This window comes from Nitrospira sp. (assembly GCA_016715825.1).
Classification (GTDB): domain Bacteria; phylum Nitrospirota; class Nitrospiria; order Nitrospirales; family Nitrospiraceae; genus Nitrospira_D.
The window spans coordinates 363,512-385,606 of sequence record JADJXO010000001.1 but is presented as its reverse complement, the minus strand read 5'-3'; the positions used below and the strand labels follow the sequence as shown (position 1 = coordinate 385,606).

General features: G+C 56.0%; 15 protein-coding genes and 4 pseudogenes. All 19 read right to left on the bottom strand.

Annotated elements, in window-relative coordinates; translation table 11 throughout:
• Positions 1-100: 100 nt before the first annotated feature.
• Positions 101-454, bottom strand: coding sequence for a four helix bundle protein (locus IPM58_01840; GenBank protein MBK9305843.1), 354 nt, complete (start codon positions 452-454; stop codon positions 101-103).
• 33 nt (positions 455-487) lie between these two features.
• The gene (locus IPM58_01835) at positions 488-1,306 is read right to left on the bottom strand and encodes a protein-glutamate O-methyltransferase (protein MBK9305842.1); all 819 of its coding nucleotides are present in this window, start codon (positions 1,304-1,306) and stop codon (positions 488-490) included.
• Positions 1,307-1,586: 280 nt separating this feature from the next.
• On the bottom strand, positions 1,587-4,376 hold the full coding sequence (locus tag IPM58_01830; protein MBK9305841.1) for an MCP four helix bundle domain-containing protein: 2,790 nt from the start codon (positions 4,374-4,376) through the stop codon (positions 1,587-1,589).
• Positions 4,377-4,427: 51 nt separating this feature from the next.
• A complete protein-coding gene (locus tag IPM58_01825) occupies positions 4,428-7,115 on the bottom strand; it encodes a PAS domain S-box protein (GenBank protein ID MBK9305840.1) in 2,688 nt (895 codons plus the stop codon).
• Positions 7,116-7,597: 482 nt separating this feature from the next.
• The gene (locus tag IPM58_01820) at positions 7,598-8,356 is read right to left on the bottom strand and encodes a response regulator (protein ID MBK9305839.1); all 759 of its coding nucleotides are present in this window, start codon (positions 8,354-8,356) and stop codon (positions 7,598-7,600) included.
• Positions 8,346-10,709: a PAS domain S-box protein gene (locus IPM58_01815; GenBank protein MBK9305838.1), complete on the bottom strand. Its 2,364-nt coding sequence runs from the start codon at positions 10,707-10,709 to the stop codon at positions 8,346-8,348. The genes IPM58_01820 and IPM58_01815 overlap by 11 nt, the downstream gene beginning before the upstream one ends.
• 53 nt (positions 10,710-10,762) lie before the next feature.
• Positions 10,763-11,098 (bottom strand): annotated as a pseudogene (locus IPM58_01810) (PAS domain S-box protein).
• Between the two features lie 18 nt (positions 11,099-11,116).
• Positions 11,117-11,557: pseudogene (locus IPM58_01805) on the bottom strand (PAS domain-containing protein).
• 333 nt (positions 11,558-11,890) lie between these two features.
• Positions 11,891-12,274: pseudogene (locus IPM58_01800) on the bottom strand (PAS domain S-box protein).
• Positions 12,275-12,283: 9 nt separating this feature from the next.
• Positions 12,284-12,856, bottom strand: a pseudogene (locus tag IPM58_01795) (GAF domain-containing protein).
• A gap of 770 nt (positions 12,857-13,626) precedes the next feature.
• Positions 13,627-13,830, bottom strand: coding sequence for a hypothetical protein (locus IPM58_01790; protein ID MBK9305837.1), 204 nt, complete (start codon positions 13,828-13,830; stop codon positions 13,627-13,629).
• A 35-nt stretch (positions 13,831-13,865) separates the two neighbouring features.
• Positions 13,866-15,782: a PAS domain-containing protein gene (locus IPM58_01785; protein MBK9305836.1), complete on the bottom strand. Its 1,917-nt coding sequence runs from the start codon at positions 15,780-15,782 to the stop codon at positions 13,866-13,868.
• A gap of 65 nt (positions 15,783-15,847) precedes the next feature.
• Positions 15,848-16,363 (bottom strand): chemotaxis protein CheW, encoded by a 516-nt coding sequence (locus IPM58_01780; protein MBK9305835.1) that lies wholly within the window; start codon positions 16,361-16,363, stop codon positions 15,848-15,850.
• A 102-nt stretch (positions 16,364-16,465) separates the two neighbouring features.
• Positions 16,466-18,655 carry a chemotaxis protein CheA gene (locus IPM58_01775; GenBank protein MBK9305834.1) on the bottom strand — a complete coding sequence of 730 codons (2,190 nt, stop codon included), beginning with the start codon at positions 18,653-18,655 and terminating at the stop codon, positions 16,466-16,468.
• A 123-nt stretch (positions 18,656-18,778) separates the two neighbouring features.
• Positions 18,779-19,150 (bottom strand): response regulator, encoded by a 372-nt coding sequence (locus IPM58_01770; GenBank protein MBK9305833.1) that lies wholly within the window; start codon positions 19,148-19,150, stop codon positions 18,779-18,781.
• A 158-nt stretch (positions 19,151-19,308) separates the two neighbouring features.
• Entirely contained in the window at positions 19,309-19,851 is a 543-nt protein-coding gene (locus IPM58_01765; protein MBK9305832.1) for a hypothetical protein, read from the bottom strand.
• 60 nt (positions 19,852-19,911) lie between these two features.
• Positions 19,912-20,211 (bottom strand): STAS domain-containing protein, encoded by a 300-nt coding sequence (locus IPM58_01760; GenBank protein ID MBK9305831.1) that lies wholly within the window; start codon positions 20,209-20,211, stop codon positions 19,912-19,914.
• 91 nt (positions 20,212-20,302) lie between these two features.
• Complete coding sequence (locus IPM58_01755) at positions 20,303-21,142, bottom strand: OmpA family protein (protein MBK9305830.1); 840 nt, start codon at positions 21,140-21,142, stop codon at positions 20,303-20,305.
• Positions 21,143-21,284: 142 nt separating this feature from the next.
• Positions 21,285-22,055 (bottom strand): flagellar motor protein, encoded by a 771-nt coding sequence (locus tag IPM58_01750; protein MBK9305829.1) that lies wholly within the window; start codon positions 22,053-22,055, stop codon positions 21,285-21,287.
• Between the last annotated feature and the right edge of the window lie 40 nt (positions 22,056-22,095).

The following is a 22,095-nucleotide window of genomic DNA, read 5'->3' as shown; positions in this document are numbered from 1 at the left end:
CGGCGGATATGGGAGAACGCACTGACATCATGCGTAGAGCCAGCTTGGCCGTGAGGTGAGCGTGAAACGTGAAGCGTATCTCGTGAAGCGTTTGCCATAACTAGAGTTTCTTAATCAGGTTTCGAAGCATTCTTGTCTCATGATCAAGTCGTTCCACCAAGCGACGACTCTCCATCTGACCTAGATAGCCCAGGTCACCTGCAATCTCCACTTGAGTCTCCAGTTCAGCGCAAGAACCCAGGGCCACATAGAGGAACTGGCGGTACTCTTTGTTGTGAACTCTGTTGAATCCTTCCGCCACATTCGATGGAATGGAGACCGACGCTCTCCGCATCTGCGCCGTTAAGCCATACACCTCGTCCTTAGGAAAGAGGGCCGTTGCACGATAGACTCCCAGCACAATCTCTTTTCCCAGTTTCCATACGTCCAGATCTCGAAAGTTTACAATCTTCATACGCTTCACGAACGACGCTTCACGAACGACGCTTCACGTCTCCTTCCAATAGATCGTCGGCGCCACCGTCTTAAAGGGGTGATTCACCCACTGGAGACTTTCGGAATGTCCGATGAAGAGATGGCCTCCGGGCTTGAGATATCGGTAAAACTTGTTCACCAATCGCTCCTGCGTCGGACGATCGAAATAGATCATCACGTTTCGGCAAAAAATAAGGTCCAGCGGGCTCTTAATGGGAAACTGCTCGTCCATTAAGTTGAGACGCTGAAATCGAATCATCGTCGCCAAGCGCGGCTTCACTTTCAGCAGACCGTGACTATGGCCACGCCCGCGCAAAAAATGGCGCCGCACGATGTCAGACGGCAGCTCACGAACCCGCTCCTCGTCGTAGACGCCTTCCGCCGCCTTGGCGAGCACGCGCGTGGAGAGATCGGTCGCAAGAATCTTAAAGTCCCATTGGGCTGGGTCATGTACACCGTCATACAAGGTCATCGCGATCGTGTAGGGCTCTTCACCGGACGAACAGGCCGAGGACCAGATACGAGCTTTTTTTTCAGGCGTGAGTGTGGGAAGAATCTCTTCACGGAGAAAGTCGAAGTGTTTCGGCTCACGAAAGAAGTCCGTTTTGTTGGTCGAGATGAGATCCAACATCCGAGTGAATTCTTCTCGATGTGGATCATGCATCAATTGGTCATAGTATTCGGAAAATGACGACAATTTCAGTTCGCGTAAGCGCTTGGACAACCGAGACGCCACCAATCCCTGCTTCTGATCGTTCAGGGCGATTCCGCTCTCGTCGTAGATCAGCGCCCGAAATCGTTCAAACTCGTCCGTCGAGATCGCAAAATCCATGTCGATCAATCCCAGCCCTTCGACTCAGCACAATCCGTACGCATAGAAATCCAGTCAATGCTCTATCGGTTGGTTGATGGTGTTTCTTAACGCGATCGAGAAGCGCTGAGGTGAAGAGAAAAGCAGGATCGATGGGTAGCCAGCGCGGTAGATAGCACTCTATGAGATAGCCTCTCTAACTACTGAACGTATAAACCGATTTCTCGGCAGACTCGGACTGGATCATGGGCGACGCGGATCCGGAGATTTCAAGTCCTCATCGTACAGGGTGATGAATAGCTTAAAACTCTTCGAACTCACCCTCAACGCCATGCCGATCCTTCCCTTTCCCGATGGCCGCGCCGACCGGCTCCTTATGTACCGCCGACCTACTCGTAGTCGGCTTAGGACGAGCCATCTGAGTGCCATGCGCATGATCGACGGTCTTCATCGCCGACCCACCGACGGGCGGCAGGGTGTCTTGCTGTATGGGGGTATGGTGTGCAGGGTGATGCTCACTTGAAGCGACGGTGAAGACGTCAACTTGACGGAGGAGATCTTTGGCCTGTTCCGTCATCGTTTGTGCGGACGAGGTCGTCTGATCGACTAAGCCGACGTTCTGCTGGGTCGCCTGGTCCATCGAGATGATGGCCTTATTCACTTGATCGATCCCGATCGCTTGCTCCTGCGAGGCCGCACTGATCTCCGCAATGATATCCGTCACTCGTTTGACGGAATGGACCACTTCCTCCAACGTTTTTCCTGACGCATTCACCAACTCCGTGCCCTCCGTCACGCTCTGAAGAGATTCCTGAATCAACCCGGTGATTTCCTTCGCCGCCATCGCCGAGCGTTGCGCTAAGTTGCGGACTTCGGTCGCCACCACGGCAAATCCTCGCCCATGCTCACCGGCCCTCGCCGCTTCCACGGCCGCATTCAACGCTAAGAGGTTCGTCTGGAAGGCAATCTCATCGATCACGGTCGTGATATCGGCAATCTTCTTACTGCTTTTATTGATCTCGCCCATCGCATCGACGGCTTTTCGGGTGACGAGTCCACCACGATCGGCCGTTTCACGCGCCGCAATGGCCAGCTGATCGGCTCGTTTGGCATTGTCGGCGTTTTGTTTCACCGTAGCCGTCATCTCCTCCATCGAGGCGGACGTCTCCTCCAGCGCCGCAGCCTGTTGGCTGGTGCGCCGCGACAAGTCTTCGTGGCCGTTGCTAATCGCCTCCGATCCCGACAAGACATTCTTCACGACGTGCCGCACGCTGGTGATCGTGGTTGATAAATTACCAAGCGCGAGATTCAACGCGGTCTTCATGTCGTCGAATTCACCGTGATACGTTCCCGTCATGTTCTGGGTCAGATCGTTGCTCGCCAACGCACTGAGGGCCACTTTGGCCTCGTGCAGCGGTTGCGTGACAGAGTCAACCAGTCGATTGACCGAATCCGTCAGTTCTCGCAACCCACCCGTGAACATCTCGGACTTGATCCGTTGCGAGAGCTGGCCGACCGACGCCGCCTTGATCAATTTTTCGACTTCGGCCAAGGCTTGTTTCTCCTGCGTGATGTCCGTAGCCAACCCGATCACCTTGAATGGCCTCCCGACTTCATCCATCACGGGGCTAAAACTCGCGCGCAACCACACCTCTCGGCCATTTTTGGCAATCCATTTATATTGACCGGCCTCAGACCCGCCACGACCAAGTTTCTCCCAGAACGCAAGATACTCACTCGCATGACCGTACGAGGGGTCAACAAGCATGCGGTGATGTTTCCCGTTGATTTCATCTCCGCTGTATCCCATCGTCTGTAGGAATTGACCATTGGCTTTTTTGATGGTGCCTTTCAAATCACACTCAACCGTCACATAGGACTTATCGATGGCGTCCAAGATGCCTTTCATATTATGCCGAGCTACCTCGTACTCCGTAATTTCGTATCGCACACCAAGATACTTTCTTGGTTTTCCATCAGCACCCAAGATCGGCTTGATCACGGCATCGACATAGTACGGCGTGCCGTCTTTCGCCCGATTCTTGATGACGCCACGAAAGAGTTTTCCCTGCGCGATGGTCTGCCACATGGACTTAAAGACGTCCTTGGAGACATCGGAGTGTCGGGTGATATTGTGCGGCTTACCCAGCAACTCCTCCTTTGAATACTTTGAGACTTCAACAAACTTGTCGTTTGCGCTGATAATCTCGCCCTTGAGATTGGCCTCCGATACGATACTGGTCGTATTCATGATGTCGACACGGGCATTCATCTCCTCAATCGCTTCTTGTTGTTTGGTCATCGATTGAGCCAACTCGTCGGCCATCTGATTGAATGCACGTGACAAGGCCCCAAGCTCCTCCTTCGTGCCCACCGTCGCCCGAAACGTCAGGTTCCCCTTCTGAAGCTGACGTGTTGCTTCGAGGATATTCTGCAACCCTCCGATCATGAACCGCGACACGGCCCAATTGATGAACAGACCAACGAGAAACGCCCCGGCAATCACAGCACCCATAAGCGTGATGAAACGTGTGGCTGCATCCCGACTCGACTCATAGTGCTCTTGAGCCTGGATTTCGTTCTCTTTGACCAAGCCATGCACCTTCTCGAGCATCACAGCGAGCTTCTCTCCGAGTTCCGTGCTTTGGAGCTCATTGGCGGCATCCTTGCTGAACGCATCGCTCAGGTCCAACACTCTACTGCGTGAGGCTTTATACTCGGCCAAGGCGGTCTTAAATCCATCGAATGTCTTCTGCTCGGTCTCGGTGACGATAATCGGCGCATAGCGTTCTAGGAACCGGTCGATCTGTTCATCAAGCGCCTTGATGTCGTCCATCTGCTTCTTCATCGTGGCTGAATCATGTGCCAGGATATGCCATGCCACCAGCGCGCTCATCCGCTGGGAGCTGCTCTGCAATTCCCCAAGAGAGGTCAGGGGGATCACGTTAATCTTATAGATGGCCTCGATACGGTCTCGAAGATCCGTCACGCTGCTGATGGCCATTCCCCCGACCATCAACAGGCCAAGCGCGATCCCGCTACAGCCAAGCAGCAGTTTCGTCTTCGTCTTGAGGTTCTGAAAGGTTTTCACCGTCACACCTCCCGGATGGATTCATCTGTTCCCTGCTTCGCTTGCAACCCGCTAGAACTCGTCAAATCCCCCTCCTCCTGCCGCAGGCTGACGGGAGCCGACTCCTCCGACTGCAACCGTGGATGGCTTGGACGGATGCGTGTTGGATACGAGCTGCCGCACTTCCTCCAACCGTGAGTGTTCTCCGGCAAACGCCCTCCCAATCGATCGAGCGGTATGTTCCCGCACGCTGGCAATCGAAGGAGTGGCCGCCTTCTCCTCTTCCGACAGCTCGAGCTTGAACAGAGCCATTCGGCGCAGCAATTCTTCCGATTGGCTTTTCATCGACTTGCTCGCGCTGGTGATTTCTTCGACCAAAGCCGCATTCTCTTGTGTCGTATGGTCCACCGACATGATCGATTGATTCATCTGATCGATACTGGCGGCCTGCTCCTGCGAGGCCGCCGTGATCTCGGCGATAATGTCACTGACTCGCTTGACGGAATGCACGATGTCTTCCAAGGTTTTGCCCGATTGATTGACAAGCTCGGTGCCATCCGTCACCCGTTGGATCGACTCGTTGATCAACGTCTTGATTTCCCTCGCGGCCAGAGCGGAGCGTTGCGCAAGGTTGCGCACTTCGGTTGCCACCACAGCAAAGCCTCGTCCATGCTCGCCTGCCCGCGCCGCTTCCACGGCCGCGTTCAAGGCCAAGAGGTTGGTCTGGAAGGCAATCTCATCAATCACGGTGATAATGTCGGCAATCTTTTTACTGCTCCGATTGATCTCGCTCATCGCGTCGATGGCGTTCTTCGTCACCGCGCCGCCTCGATCGGCCGTGTCACGCGCCTCGATGGCCAACCCGTTCGCTTGCAGGGCATTGTCGGCATTTTGTTTCACCGTCGCCGTGAGCTCTTCCATCGCGGCGGAGGTTTCCTCGAGCGAACCGGCCTGTTCGCTGGTGCGTTGTGACAGATCTTCATTCCCCCTGTTGATCTCCTCGGAGCCACAGGTCACCGATTCCACGACTTCCCGCACTGTTGCGATGGTCTGGATCAAATTCCTGACGACGGCATTGATACTCTTCTTAATCTGCTCAGGCGCCCCACTATAGATCCCGGTCATCTCGCACGATAAATCGTTCTCGGCGATTCGGCCAAGCACGGCTTCCGCCTCCGCGACGAGCCGTTCCATTTCAGCCGCCGCTTGCTTCTGTGCCGTGATATCGGTTGCGATTTTCACAACTTTGCAGGGTTTCCCATTTACATCAAGGATGGGGTTGTAGGTCGCCTGAATCCAGACCTCTCTCCCCCCTTTCCCTAATCGGCGATAGACCCCTGCGTCAAACTCTCCTCGATTCAGTTTGTGCCAGAACGCCCTGTAGGCTTCGGAACTGGTGTACTCAGCATCGCAAAACAGGCGATGGTGGTGGCCGGTAATCTCGTCGAGCCGATACCCCATCAGATCTAAAAACAGAGTATTGGCCTTCCTGATCGTTCCATCTAAGCTAAATTCAATCACAGCTTGGCCCCGTTCCACGGCATTCAGGATCCCCTCGGATTCAATGGCCGCCACCTTCTGCCCCGTAATGTCTGTCGCATATTCCACCACCCGATTGACTTTACCCTCCGCATTGACGATCGGGTTATAGGAGGCCTGGATCCAGATGTCCGTACCGTCTTTTCGGCGCCTGGCATAGACCCCACTGTCGAATTCCCCACGGCCTACCTTCTGCCACAGGGCTGCGTACTCACTGCGGTTTGCGTCGGCCGGATCGCAGAACATCCGGTGATGTTTTCCTTCCACCTCTCTGAGCTCGTACCCAAAGCACCGCAAGAAATTCTCATTCGCCGTCAGGACGGTGCCATCCACCGTGAATTCGACCACCGCCTGCGAGCGACTGATGGCCTTGGTGACACCGGAGATTTCTGCTGCCTGCGCGTTCAACGCCTCCACCTGTTTGGCCGCCGCCGATTCGAGTGAACCGGCCATACGATTGAAGACCTCTGCCAACTGACCGACCTCATCCTGAGCCGTCACCATCGCACGCGCTGCCAAATTTCCGCCGCTGATGGCTTCGGCGGTCGTCAGGACATTCGTCAGGTTCTTGGTGATGCTCTTGGCGATGAGCCAGACCACGGCCAACCCGAGCATCGACAAGATCACGAAGCCACCGATCATCGTCAGGGTGAGTTGCGTGGAGAGGGCATGGCTTGTTTGATAACTGTCTCGTGCGTCTTGTTCATACTTGGCGATCAGCGTGTGTAAATCGGCGAGGATCTGCTCACGCACCGGAATCAACCCGGTGTTCCGAAGCTCACCCGCCGCGTCCTTACTGAAGAGTCGACTGAGTTCAAGCACCTTTGAGCGTGTTTCTTTGAAGTGTGACCAGTTCTCTCGGACCTGCTCAAGGATCCGGCGGTTTTCCTCTGCCGTAATGGTGAGCGCATAGCGGTCCATCAGCAGGGCCATCTCTTGATCCGTATTCTCAATCTGCTCCTCTGCCTGTTCCCTCGCGGTTGAATCGTAGGCCTGGATGTGCAGCCCGATCATGCCGACCATTTTGTAGATGAGTCCTCGTAGATCGCCAAGATCTCGGACCGGGAGCAGATTGACTTTGTAGATGGTCTCGGCCTGCTGACTGGTTGTGTACAAGCCCCAGATAGACAGCAGCCCGGACACCATCAAAATTGCCATGAACATCCCGGCAATGACCGCCAGCTTCATGACCATGCGCAGATCTTCGAGCTTCTTCTCCACGGGTTCCTCCCTACGATCAGACAGGCACAGTCCTCGGCCGTCTACCACCCATCCAGTGTTCCAGGTCACGCTGAATCCGCAATTGAGAAGCCTGAGGCCTGTGAAGGTGCTTCAGGATTTGTGCGGTGGGCAACGTAATCGTATCCATGTGCTGCACGCAGGATGTGAGTGACTCCTGTTGGAAAGGCAATCGCCTTCAGGGGGGATAGACCAATAAAAAAGGCGCATCTCCGAGTGCTCAGACTTGTGCACTCCAGAATGCGCCTTCCACTGACAGGTCTCTCTCCTGCCCGCCCAGGCGATCGGGCCTGACGCCCGACCTCTATACGTTGACGTGCTGTAGACCTATCGGATGAGGATGGAAAACCTTGAGCGTCGGCGGGGGGGGCTATCGGACAACGTGGGGCGGAGAATGTGAAGCGTGAAACGTGAAGCGACTGAATTCAGAAACGAGATACGTTTCTCGCTTCACGAACGACACTTCACGCATCTTCGCGGAGCACCTGTTCAATCTTGTGTCGAAGAAGCCCCAGGTCTTTCGACTGAAACGAAGACTTGGTCTTCTCCAGCACGTCGACCGTACTCTCCAGTGCCTCGCGATAGGCGGTGAGTCGTGGACATTGCATCAGACGGCACACATCCGTGGACCGTTCAACCTCGCCCTGTGGGGAACCCTCCACGATCGCCCGTATCCCTGCAGAGAGAAGCCCGATATTACCGACACTCTGGGAAAGAAATGCCTCGAGCGACCATGCGAGACTCCTCTGGTTTGCCATCGAGCCGGCTCGATTCACGAGCTCCCGCGCATGATCAACGGCGGTCCCCTGTCGATCGATGTCCTCTCGGGCCACCTCGGTCATGCGCAAATACCGGGCCTTCTCGACCGCCTGATTCACCGACCGAAGCAATTCCAACCAATCCACCGGCTTGAGGAGATAATCAGAGAACGCAAACCGGAGCGCTCCAACTGCTGTTTGAACCGACGGATAGCCGGTTACCAGGACGATCGACAGCGTCGGGAACCGGGTACGCACATCGCGAAGAAATTCGAACTCCATATTACCGGGCATGCGGAGATCGGAAATGAGCGCATCGTGCCGGCTGGTCAACAGACGACTGGCTTCCTCTGAATCCCGCGCGCAATCACAGTGATACCCTTCCTGCTCCAACAACTTCGCCGTGGCGCTGCGGAAGGTCTCTTCGTCATCGGCAAGTACGATACGCGGTGCCTCAGTTCTCATGGATCACAGCCTCCCTTTGGTTGTCCTCAGCTTCACGCACGCTCACCACCGCCTTATCCCGTGGGATCAGAATCGAAAAGATCGACCCCTGGTTCGGCTGCGTCTCAACGTCAATCGTAGCGCCCATGGCCATCACCAGGCTCCGCGAGACGGAAAGACCCAGCCCCATGTTTTTCTGATCATTCCCCATCTTCGTCGTATAAAACGGATCGAAGATGTGCGGAAGAACGTCCGGAGGAATGCCCGCGCCTTCATCGGACACCGCAACCCGTATCATCTCCGGTTCAACTCGCAGAATCAGTGTGATCCGGCCGGCATCCCTGGAACAATCAATCGCATTATTCAGTAAATTCAGCAAGACTTGCAGCAAATCCCCTCGCGGCACACAGAGCCGTTCAAGACAGGGATCCACATCGATGGTCAGCGTGAGCCGACGCTGTTGCAGCCGTTTGGCGAAGAGTGCCTGGATATCATTGGTCATGGTCTGGAGGTCGATCGGTTCCGCCTTGCCCGACTCCGGTCGAAAGAGTTGGTACATATGCTGCACGATGGACGACACGCGTGCGATCTCGCGATCGATCATCCCGACGAATTCATAGTGGGGATGAGCCTGGTCCACGGCCTGTTTCACAAGCGTAAACGCGTTCTTGATCCCGGCGATGGGATTGTTGATTTCGTGTGCGACACCGGCCGCCAAGCGGCCCATTGCGGCGAGTTTTTCGGTCTGAGCTCGCTGGGATTCCAACTTGGCGATTTCAGCCGTCCGTTCTGCGACCTGGCGCTCAAGTTCGTGTGTATAGCGCAGTCGTTCCACCTCGAGATGCTTCCGCTCGGTAATGTCCCGGCCCGCCACGAGTCGAACCTCCTTCCCGCGATAGTGATACGGTCGGACCACAACCTCGCCGGGAAAGATCGTGCCGTCCTTGCGCCGAGCCATGGCTTCGTAGGGCCCGTTCACACCAGACCGCATATTGGCGATGACCATGTCTCGGGATTCATCAGCAATGAGGTCGACGATCGACCGCCCGATGAGTTCACCCGGCCCATAGCCAAACATCCGTTCCAAACCGGGATTCACTTCGAGCAACACCCCCTCATCATGGAGGGCCACGCCGTCGAACGTGGCCTCCGTCAAGATCTTATACCGCAGTTCACTCGCGCGTACGAGCTCCTCCGCGCGCTTACGCTCGGTAATATCGCGCACGATCGCACAGTCAAGCTCCTGGCCGTTATGGCACAGGTAGTTCGCCACCACCTCGACCGGATAGATCTCGCCGCTCTTGCTGCGATGCCTCGTCTCGATGCGACGCTGGCCCTCTCGTGTCACCGCTGCCCAACATGCGTTCCAGGCCTCCGGTGGAAAGTCCGGATCGATGTCCATCACCGACATCGTGAGAAGCTCTTCCTTGGTATAGCCCAATCGGTTGCAGGCCGACTCATTCACGTCGAGTAAGTGTCCGTTCGAATCGATGACGAAAATCTGGTCAGCGGCGTGATCGACCGCATACTGGGTCCGTTGTAGCCGGTCTTCTGCTCGTTTCCGTTGGACAATCTCCTCCTCGAGGGCGCGATTAGCTGCGGCCAACTCCATCGTCCGCTCCACGACTCGCTGCTCAAGTTCCGCATGGGCTTTCCATATCGCCTCTTCAGCTTGTCTGCGTTCCGTCACATCGGAAATGCTACCAACCATGCGTACCGGACGGCCGGACGCATCCCACACCGCCTGGCCTCGATCCCGGAACCAGCGGTAACTCCCGTCTTTTATCCTTACCCGCACTTCGATATCGTAGGGTTCATGCGTGTCGAGGTGATGCTGTGTCGCTTGCTGTACCCACTTGGCATCATCTGGATGCACCAGCGATATCCAACTAGCATACGTGGGGGTAAAGGTGCTTCGCTCAAGTCCCAAGAGTTGCAGGTGACGCTCAGACCAATACTGATCTCCTGTCAAAATATCCCAATCCCAAATGCCATCGTTCGCAGCCTGCGCAGCCAATTCAAATCGCTCTTGGCTCTCGCGTAAGGCTTCGTCTACTTGCTTCCGTTCGGTAATGTCCTCGTAGACGCCCAGCACACCGATCACACACCCCTGCTCATCACGCAATGGCACTTTAGACGTTCGCAACCAAATCAGCTCGCCGTCCTGAGTGGTTCCCGGTTCCTCGAAATCTAGTTTGGCACAACCGGATTCCATCACCTGACGATCATCGGCCTGGTAGAGTGCCGCCTGTTTATGCCATGCCAGATCATCATCAGTCTTCCCCACAATCTCCTGAGCATCAACACACCCCGCATCACGAGCAAAATTCTGATTACACCCGAGAAATCGCGATTCACGATCTTTCCAGAACACACGAATCGGAGTGGTGTGCAGCACAGACTGCAGAAGCGAAAGGAGCGATGCGCCTTCTCTTCCACCTCTTTGCGTTTGCTGATGTCTCGGACAAAGGCACAGTGGAATTCCTGACCACCGTGGGCCAGGAATGCCACCCGAATATCGATGGGAATTGGTCGCCCATCTTTCGTCAGATGGCGTGTCTCCAATGACACCACCTTTTTCTCTCTGACCTCCTCCCACCACCCAGGCCACACCTCCGCCGGAAAGTCCGGATTCAGATCATGGACCGTCATGCGCAAGAATTCCTCTTTGGTATAGCCCAACATGGCACTGGCGGCCTCGTTGGTATAGAGAATCCTGGCGTGAGGATCGATCCAATAGACCGCATCCACCGCGTGATCCATGGCGAACTGAGTGCACAGCAGATGCTCCTCCGCCTGCTTGCGAGCCGTGATATCAAGCGTTGCGCCGATCAGATGCGTCACCTGACCATCAGTAGTACGAACAGCATGACCTCGGATATCGGTCCAGATTACCGTGCCGTCTTTTCTGATCATGCGTAATTCATAGGCATACTCGTCGGCTTCTCGGCTCACGATGCGCTGCCAGTGCGCCATGGCAATGGATTGATCGTCTGGATGGACCAGGTTCAACCAAACCAGCGGATCGGTTGACAGCTCGTCCGGCTGATAGCCGAACATCGCTTTGAGATTCCTGTCACCATAGTAGGTGCCTGCCTGCACATCCAATTCCCAAACTCCGACTCTTCCCACCGCGGTGGCCCTGGCGTACCGTTCCTCGTTCACCCGGAGGGCCTGTTCCATGCGCTTCTGCTCGGTGATGTTCCTGACCGTGCCCACCATCCGAATGGGCCGGCCCAGCTCATCTCGATACACCACGCCGTTCCCCTCGACCCACTGCACCTCGCCGGTCGGCGGCACGATCCGGTGTTCCGTGTGGTAGAGCTGCGGACCGCTGAGTGCGCCTTCGATCGCTGCGAGCAACCCCGGCAGGTCCTCCGGATGGACGAGTCGCTGATAGGCTTCAAAGGTCCCGTCGAACGAGCCGCGAGGCAACCCCTTCACCTCTTCACAGTTCTCCGACCACATGACCTGGTTGGTGAGGATATTCCAGTCCCAGGTGGCCAATCTGGCAATCTCCATCGCCAGACGAAGACGATCGGCTTGGTCCTGGCTCGCTCGTTCAAGCGACTTCCGCTCAGTGATGTCGATGGCCATGCCACCGAGCAGTCGCCTTTGTTCAACCTCAATCGGGAACTTGATGACCAGCCAATGATGATCCGTGCCGTTTTGAACCGGGATGAGTTCCTCACTCTCACGTGCCTTCCCGGACAAGAACACCACCTGATCGTTCTCACGGAGTCTTGTCGCAATATCGGCCGGCAGAAAGTCCGCGACGGTCTTCCTTTTGGCCTCTTCCTTGGAGAGACCGAACCGACGCTCGAACTGATCATTCACATAGAGATGCCGACCAATCTTATCCGTGATGAAGGTGATGGCCGGACTATGACGCATAAAGGCCTGGAACCGCGCTTCGCTTTCGCGCAAGGCCTCGCTCATCCTGGCATGTTCGATGGCGATGGCAGTAATCTGACTGACCTGTCCGAGGACTTTCAAATCGGTCGGCTGAGGCGCGCGCGGTTCATTATGGTAGACCGCGAGTGTTCCGAGCAGCCTGTTGGCAGAGCTGATGACCGGCAGCGACCAACAGGCCCTCAGCCCATGGGCCAGTGCCACGGAGGCGTAGTGCTTCCACGCGGGATCTGTCGCAATGTCCGCCGCGATGGCCGGTTTTTGAAAGTAGGCCGCACTGCCGCACGACCCAACCGTCGGTCCGATGGAAATCTTCTGAATGGCGTGATTGTACTCATCCGGGAGGTTGGGCGCCGTTGCCAACGACAGATGCGTCCCATCGTCATCCGCCAGCATGACGGAACAGCGCATGGGAGGCGCAAGCCCCTCGACCGCCCGGCAGACAAATCCCAGCACGCTCTCAAGGGTCTCCCCCTTTGCGACCAGCTCCAACGCCTGCTTTTCCGCCTTGTGAAGGGCTTCGACCCGTTTTCGTTCCGTCACATCCCATACGAAGCAAAAATGGCCGGACGTTCTCTCCCCGGATCCATCCTGTCTGACCAGCACCACATGCTCGTCGAGGAGTCCTCCGTCTTTCTTCGCCCTACGAATGTCCGTCTCTGCTTTCCCGCCATCACGCATCCGGGCGACTGCTGTCTTGACGGATGGTCGGTCATCCGGATGCACGGTGCCCTCCCAGGATTGCCCGACCAATTCGTCCGGACGATAGCCCAACAGGGCGGCATATTGCTGGTTCACAAAGACATATCGACCGGCGTCATCGATCTTTGCAATCCCCTCCATGGCCATTTGAACGGCGGTATACGCATCCAGCAGATCCTGATCAATGAGTGAACAAGCCGCCGGATCTGCAGGGAATCCATCCGTCGGATTGCGGACGCCCTGCGCACTCTCACTGTGAGGGCGATTCGGGGATCGGTACCCGTGAGGTTCCTTACCGACCATCAGGAACCTCCAACGGATAGCGCGAGGAGCTCGGGCCGGCCAGCAAGATCGAATTGAACGGAATTGCCTACGCAGGTACGCACGGGGCAGGGCTGGATGAGCGTGAATTGGTGGATGTTGAAAGTACCCTGACTTTCAGCCTTATACATTCAGCCCATATTATTCATTTATGCTTTTCAGTGTCTATCATTTTTCCACTCCCCCCCCATAGGGCCAATCGTCTCTCCCTATGACCCTAGTGATTACATCAGATAAAACATGGAAGGCCGTGACCCAGCCCGCACGGTGCGGCCGCTTGTCCGGCACAGATGGTGATGTCTGGCGGTCTGGCGTATAGGCAGGTTTGCGGTGACCCCCAACCTGGCCACTGCATCTCAGGTCGACATGAGCGTCACGATGATGTGCCGACCATGATGATTCCGTTGGAATTCTTCGAGGTCATCCGCCGAGCTTTCGCGGGAAGCCAATGAAACCCCATCCACCCCGCTCCTACCTGACTTCCAGCTGCCGCTCGCCGTCTTCGCCTCGTGAAACGTGAAGGGTGAAGCGTCCGAATCCGGAAACGAAATACGCTTCACGTTTCACGCTTCACACCCGACGCATTTCACGAACACTAGAACTCATCGAATTCGTCGGCGCTGCTCCGCCGATCCTTCCCGTTGCCGACCGCAAGGGCCACGGGGGCTCTCTCCTGCGGACGTTTCATAGCAGCACCTGGTGCCTTGCCGGGCATCCGATGCTCTTTCATAGGCACCGAACTCTTGGACGGCGACTTCGGCACGAGCCGCGGCACATCCCGTCGAACGACCTGAGAGGACATCTCAGCTCGAGCGGATTCGGCAATCTTGAAGGCCTCCACTTGCTGCATAAGATCTTTGGCTTGCTCCTTCATGGATTGCGCGGCAGACGTCGTTTCTTCGACCAGCGCCGCATTCTGCTGCGTCGACTCATCCATCGACATGATGGCCTTGTTCACCTGGTCGAGCCCGCTTGCTTGTTCTTGGGACGCCGCACTGATCTCCGCGATGATGTCCGACACACGTTTGACGGAGCTGACGATTTCATCGAGCGTCTTGCCCGACTGGTTGACCAGCTCGCTCCCGTCGCTCACACGCTGAATCGATTCATTGATCAATCCCTTGATCTCTTTGGCCGCCGTCGCCGAGCGCTGCGCCAGATTCCGCACTTCGGCCGCCACCACGGCAAAACCCCGTCCGTGCTCACCGGCCCGCGCCGCCTCCACCGCCGCGTTCAAGGCCAAGAGATTCGTCTGGAACGCGATCTCGTCGATCACCGTAATGATGTCGGCAATCTTCTTGCTGCTCTTATTGATCTCACCCATCGCCTCCACGGCCCGCTGCGTGACAGCCCCACCCTTGTCGGCCGTCTCCCGCGCGGCGATCGCCAGTTGATCCGCCTGTTTGGCATTGTCGGCGTTCTGTTTCACGGTCGAGGTCATCTCTTCCATGGATGCGGCAGTTTCTTCAAGCGCCGAGGCCTGCTCGCTGGTGCGCTCGGAGAGATCTTCGTTGCCTTTGCTGATCTGTTCCGATCCGCTGGTCACCGCTTCGACCGCACTGCGCACCGACACCATGGTCTGGGTCAGGTTGGTCAGGGCCGCGTTGATGCTGGTTTTGAACTTCTCCAGATCTCCTGCATAGGTGCCCTGCATCGATTGGGTCAAATCACCTTGCGCAAGGGCTCCGAGGGATTGTTGCGCCTCGGCCATGCAGGCCTCCAACTGAGCCTGGGCATGCTTCTGGCCTGTGATGTCGGTGGCAAACTTGACGACTTTGGAGACCTTGCCGTTGGCATCGAGGATGGGATTGTACGACGCCTGAATCCACACCTCTTTACCCCCCTTCCCCAGCCGCCGATACTGGCCCGCATCAAACTCCCCCCGATTGAGTTTCTGCCAGAAGGCCGCATACTCGCCGCTGCTCGTATAGGCCGGATCGCAGAACATCCGGTGATGCTGCCCTTTGATCTCCTCCAGCTGATACCCCACGGTCTTGAGAAAGTTGTCGTTCGCTGTGATGACCGTGCCGTCTAAGCCGAACTCGATCATCGCTTGGGCCTTGTTGACGGCATTGATCTTCCCCTCAAACTCGGCATTGCGATTTTTATCTTTCGTGATGTCGGTGGCAAACTTGACGACTTTGGAGACCTTGCCGTTGGCATCGAGGATGGGATTGTACGACGCCTGAATCCACACCTCTTTGCCCCCCTTCCCAATCCGCCGATACTGGCCCGCATCAAACTCCCCCCGATTGAGTTTCTGCCAGAAGGCCGCATACTCGCCGCTGCTCGTATAGGCCGGATCGCAGAACATCCGGTGATGCTGCCCTTTGATCTCCTCCAGCTGATACCCCACGGTCTTGAGAAAGTTGTCGTTCGCTGTGATGACCGTGCCGTCCAAGCTGAACTCGATTATGGCCTGAATCTTATCGAGGGCCTTCATCTTCTCGGCTATGTCGTTCACGCCAACGCTTTTTGCCTTACCCACCTTCGCCTTTTTTGTTACTGCCATTGTAAGTCTCCTGATAATTATGATTGCTTGAGTTCTAACTCGTTGAAATGATGACTCGGTTCGAGTTATGCCGCCGTCTCGGCTGCCGGCACGTGCACATCGCCCTCCGACAGCAGGCGATCCATGTCCAGAACGGCCACCAGTTTGTCCCCGGACTTTCCCACTCCGTTTAAGAAGCTCACATCGACCATGGCTCCAAACTGCGGTGGCGGTTGAATATCTTTTTTATCGATGTTCAGCACGTCCGACACAGAATCCACCACCAACCCCATCACCTTGTCACGGACGACGACGACAATGATCACCGTAAAGGCGGTGTAGTCGATCGTCGGCATGCCGAATTTCGTCCGAAGCTCGATAATCGGGACGATCGTCCCTCGGAGATTCAGGACGCCCTTGATATGGGACGGCGTATTCGGAATCTTCGTCACCGTGGTGTACCCCTTAATCTCTTGCACGCGCAGGATATCCACCCCGTAGAGCTCATCACCGAGGTTGAACGTCAAGAATTGGCTCCCCTCATCCGTGAGTCCGATCTGTTGATTCAGTTCTTTGGTTGCTGATTCTACCGCTGCCGCCATGGGGTCCTCCTTCGTGAAACATATCTCGTGGATAAGTTTCTGGTTTTAAGTTTCAGGTTTCATGTTTTCCGATAACTGGAAACCCCCATTGCACAGGCATCGCTATGCTGCGACCGCCGCGGATGTGCCATGCCGAGCGATCTCCAAGAGACCTCGCACGTCAAGGATAAACCCAACCGTCCCATCACCCAAAATTGTTGCCCCGGCAATGCCTTCCACCTTGCGGAAGTTTTGCTCCATGCTCTTGATCACAACTTGTTGCTGGCCGACAATTTCGTCGACCATCACCGCCACCCGTTCCCCTTCCGTTTCAAGGATCAACAGAATGGCTTTCGTGGGAATGGTGTGTTCGGACTTCAACCGGAACACTTCATACAATCGAATCATCGGCAAGTAGGTTCCCCGCACATTGATCAACTCGCCTTTCCCTACCACGGTCTTGACCGCCCCTGCTTTCGGCTGAATCGATTCCAAGATGGAGAGCAGCGGCACAATGTATGTCTCTCGTCCGATCCGGACCGTCATGCCTTCGATGATGGCCAGGGTGAGCGGCAGCTTGAGGATGAACGTCGTCCCTTTTCCTTCTGCCGTCTTGATGCTGACCGTGCCTCCCAGTGATTCAATATTCCGCTTTACGACATCCATGCCGACGCCGCGCCCGGACACGTCCGTGACTTTCTCGGCGGTGGAGAAGCCGGGCCGGAAAATGAGCGGCCAGATCTGCTCGTCGGTCAGCTTGTCGTTCTCGCTGATCATCCCTTGCTTGATGGCCTTGGCAAGGATCCGCTCGCGATTCAACCCACGGCCATTGTCTTCCACCGTGATGCAAATGCTGCCGCCTTCATGAAACGCGTTCAGTCTGATGGTCCCGACTTCCGGCTTGTTGTTGTCGAGTCGCTCTTCCGGCGGTTCCAGGCCATGATCGGCGGAATTCCTGACGAGATGGGTCAGTGGGTCTCCGATGGATTCAATCACGGTCTTGTCCAACTCGGTTTCTTCCCCTGAGAGCACCAGCTGAATTTTCTTCCCCGACTTGGCCGAGAGATCACGCACCAACCTCGGGAACCGGCTGAAGGCCGTGCCGATCGGCAACATCCGAATTCCCATGACCCGTTCTTGGATCTCTCTGGTATTCCGCTCGAGTTGTGCCACTCGTTCCAGCAGCACCGGAAGTTGCTTGATCTCAAATCTGGAGCACAAATCACTCAACATGGACTGCGTGATGACCAGCTCACCGACGAGGTTGATGAGCTTATCGATTTTGGCCGTATCCACACGAATGGAGGCGGTATCGGCCTTCTTGGATGTCGTCGTGGATTCCTGTTGCCGTTGCTTGTGCAGCGCCTGCTCCAGCTGCTGTGGTGTGACGGTCTTCTGTTCGACGAGAATTTCCCCCACTCGTTTTTGTTGGGCCAGTGCCTGGTCGAGTTCAGCTGGGGTGACCGCCCCGCTTTCCACGAGAATTTCTCCCAACGGTTTTGGTGAACCGTCATCGGAACGTCGTTCGTCGTTCGTGAAGCGTATCTCGTTTCCGGATTTGGCCGATTCGCGCTTCACGCTGAACGCTTCACGCTCTTCAATCGTCAGAACACTGTCCTCACGGACAAAGTCAAAGACCGCTTCGATGGTCTTCACATCCGTTGCCGTGGACAGGTGCATCTCCCAGGAGAGATAGCATTTCTCAGGGTCGATCTCTGATAAGGTCGGCAATCGCGAAGCATCGAGCGTAATCTGTGTGAGATCTCCAAGGCTCCTCAGCTCCTTCATAAACTGGAGTGGGTCAAGACCCCGTTGGAAGAGCCAGTCAGGCGGAGTCCAAGCGATTCTGTAGGTCTGCGTGCCGCTCGAGCGCTGACTCGACGCAGTCTCTGTTTTCACACTCCCGACGACCGCCGGCTGTGCGTCGGAGGCACTCGCCGAAGCCAGTTCCGCCGTGAGCCGCTGCACGGTGTTGTCATCGACGGGTGCGCCGGTTTTGGCCGACTCAATCAGCGTTTTCAAACAGTCGGTGGAGGTCAGAAGCAGGTCGGCGATCGGAGGAGACACGGCTTTTTGCCCGTTTCTGAGCAGGTCCAGTAATGTTTCCATTTTGTGAGTAAACTGTGCGACGGCATTGAACCCGAACATGCCGGCCGTGCCCTTAATCGAATGGGCTGAACGGAAGATCTTGTTGAGAAGGTCCAAGTCTGTGGGATGTTGTTCCAGTTGCAACAGACCGTCTTCGACGACCGCGAGATGTTCGGCCGCTTCCTCGAAGAAGGCCTCTTGAAACTGTGCAAAATCACTACTCATCTGAAACCCCGTCGTTCGTGAAACGTATCTCGTGAAGCGTATTTCGTGCCGGATTTTGACCTTTCACGGTTCACACCCTCTCTTGCTTCACGTTTCACGCTTCACGAGATACGTTTCACGCCGTCATGCCGGCATGACCTTGGCGATTGTTTTAAGGAGGACTTCCGGGTTGAACGGCTTCACGATCCACCCCGTCGCGCCGGCTTCTTTTCCCGCGACTTTCTTCTCCGCCGCCGACTCCGTCGTCAACATGAGGATGGGGGTAAATTTGAACGTCGTCAGTTTCCGCAATTCCTTGATGAGCGCGATGCCGTCCATTTCCGGCATATTGAGGTCCGTGACGACGATGTCCAGCTTCATGCCGGCCGACACCTTCTTCACCGCATCTTTCCCATCCTCCGCTTGAATCACGGTGAATCCGGCGTTCGTTAAGGTGAACGCCACCATCTGCCGCATGGTGGGTGAATCATCGACGATTAACGCTGTTTTACTCATCACTTCCTCCAATTCTAAGCGGCGTACTAACGACTGTACGGCGTCACTCGTGAAGCGTGAAGCGTTTTCCGTTCCGGAGTTGGTGCGTCATGTTCCTCCGCCTGTCTCGCGTTTCACACTTCACGTGATACGCTTCACATCTCCTGGGCCCCTTATGTTTAGAATAGCGACACGGAATCCTCACCTTCATCCGATTGCCCCGTTGGCACCGGCTCTCCATAGTCAGGCTTCAACGCCTTTTGATGCATGCGTCGTTCATCTTCCATGGTGTAGTGCGATTCAATGGTTTCCCAATCGGCGATCATTCGCTGGGCTTCGTCACTCAACGGATCGTTCACAAGAACCTGTAGGTGGCTGTCGAGCTGATCCATTGCCAGCCCGACATGCTCTAACTTCTGACGCGTGATATCCTGAAACTGCAATGCCATCACCACCTTGGAGAGACTGTCCGCTCTCTCCTTCGCCGACAGCGCTCGATCGGATGACGCGAGAAGCCGAAGATGCACCATCAGATCGAGTGCCGCACGCTCGGTCTCCTGCGTCACGGACTTCATTTGTGCCTTCAAAGCCGGGATCATCTGTATCGCCCTCTTGGCAAAGACGGTCCAGGCCTGCTGCTGGGCTTGAAGCACCGGTAGCGACGCGTCCTCAACGAGGTGCGAACCATCGCCGTTTCGGTCGGAGACGCTTACGTCAGCCATGGGTCCAGCTTGTCCCCTCTCTCGTGAGTGTCATTGTCTCAGCCGAGACGGACATCACGGTCACTCACTGAGCGGGTCAGTAAACCCCAATTGATTCAACTTTCCCTGGAGATCCTCGGAAATGCCCATGACCAGCATACGAGCCTGCTTCCGAGCCGATAGCATGACCTGAATCGCCGCCGTATCCACCCGGGACACGTGGCTCAGATCCATGGAGACCAGCCCTTCGCACGTGAACAGCTTGACGAGTGAATCCTTGAACTCAGCCACTTCAAAGATGGTGAGCTCCCCGGTCGGAGTGAGATGTCTGGGATTGTCTTCTTGTCGCTGTGTTTCACTTGCAGGAGGTTGAGCCGTCATCTCGTGAAAGACCTTTCCACTGAAGTCCCTAAGACACCGTGTCGGCTGCTTTCTGCCAGGACTTGAGAGGCCTCCGGCCTCCACCCAACGTCTATGGTGTTGGTATGCGCCCCTCGCCCGACAGTTCCGGAACTAACTGCGACGTGCTCTGCTGCGCATCCTCCGTTGAACGTCCCAACTCGTCCACCGAGTTCCCCGCCTCGAGTGCAGGAGCGGGCGGAGCCTGCTCAAGAATGACCACCTCAACTCGACGATTCTTGGCCCGTTGTTCCGGGTCGAGGTTCTCCGTCAGCGGCCTCGTGTCGGCATGTCCGACTGCGGCCAGGTGGTCGGACGGCACCCCGTAGAGTTCCGACAACACTCTGACGACCATGACGGCTCGAGCCGCCGATAGTTCCCAGTTGGAAGGAAACTGTGCCGTGCGGATCGGAACATTGTCCGTATGTCCCTCGACTTTGGTATGTCGGTTGAGCTCGACCAGCGCCCCGCTCAGGCCCTCAAGAAACGGCAGCGCTTCTGAACGCACTGCTGCCTCTCCGCTGTTGAATAAGAGCTGGTCTGGGATCGTGATGACGATATCGCCGTTGATTTTTTCGGTGATTCGCACCGTCGACATCTGAGGGACCGCCTTGATGCTCTTGACCAAATTTCTGAGTTTTCTGACCACCACCTCCTTACTCCCAGGCGCGTCCGGTGCCGTGAGTGCCGCTTTGCTGCTACTCAACGCAATGGGGGTGGGAGAGGACGGTGGACTCACGACCGGATTGAGGGCCGCCTTAATCGATTCACTGACGGTTCGGTACTTGCCGACGTTGACGGACGAGATCGAATACATCACGACGAAGAACGCAAAGAGTAAGGTAATAAAGTCGGCATAGGAGACCAACCACCGCTCGTGGTTTTCATGTTCCTCGTGTTTATGTTTTGCCATCTAGGAACGTACCTCGTGAAGCGTGAAGCGTATCTTGTACAAGCGTGTCGAGTTTCAAGTTTCTTGTTTCAGGTTATCGGATGGCCGTTCCCCTCAACTTGAAACGTGAAACTCGAAACTTCAGATCTAGACGATTGCCACTTCACTTCTTCGTCTCCTTTGTCCGCTCGCTGTGCGGCAAGACCCCCTCTAACTTTTCCTGGAGCAACCGTGGATTCTCACCTTGAGCCAGTCCGATGAGCCCCATAATGACCAGGTTACGAGCCCCCGCCTCTTCTTTCAGCTTCAGTTTGATCTTATTTGCGAGGGGGAGAAAAAAGAGGTTGGCTGCGCCGACGCCATAGACCGTGGCCACAAACGCCACCGCGATACCGCCGCCGAGCTTTGAGGGGTCGGCCAGATTTTCCATCACGTGAATCAGTCCAAGGACCGCACCGATAATGCCGACGGTCGGTGCATACCCACCGGCTGCTTCCCACACTTTCGCGGCAATCACGCCTTGCTCTTCATGATGTTCCACCTCGATCTCAAGAATCTCGTGCACGGCCTTCGGTTCGGTTCCGTCGACGATCAGTTGAATGCCTTTTTTCATGAACGGATCTTTAATGTCTTTCAGCTTTCCTTCCAGCGCCAACAACCCTTGCTTCCGGGAGATCGTCGCGAGATCCAAGATGAGTTTAATCGTTCCCTTATTGTCGATATGCGGTCCTGAGATTGCGATGGACAGCGCGCCGAACGCCTTGATGACGACCGATAACGGATTTTGGATGCAAATGGCGCCGAAGGTCCCGCCGATCACGATGATGAAGGCGGTGAGCTGCATGATCGACCCGATGTGCCCACCTTCGAGTATTTGGCCTCCGATAATGGAGCCCAGCGCAATCACGATTCCGAGGATTGTGGCAATATCCATTCGTCATCGCCCTCATGAATTCGGCGAGATCCGGCGTTAC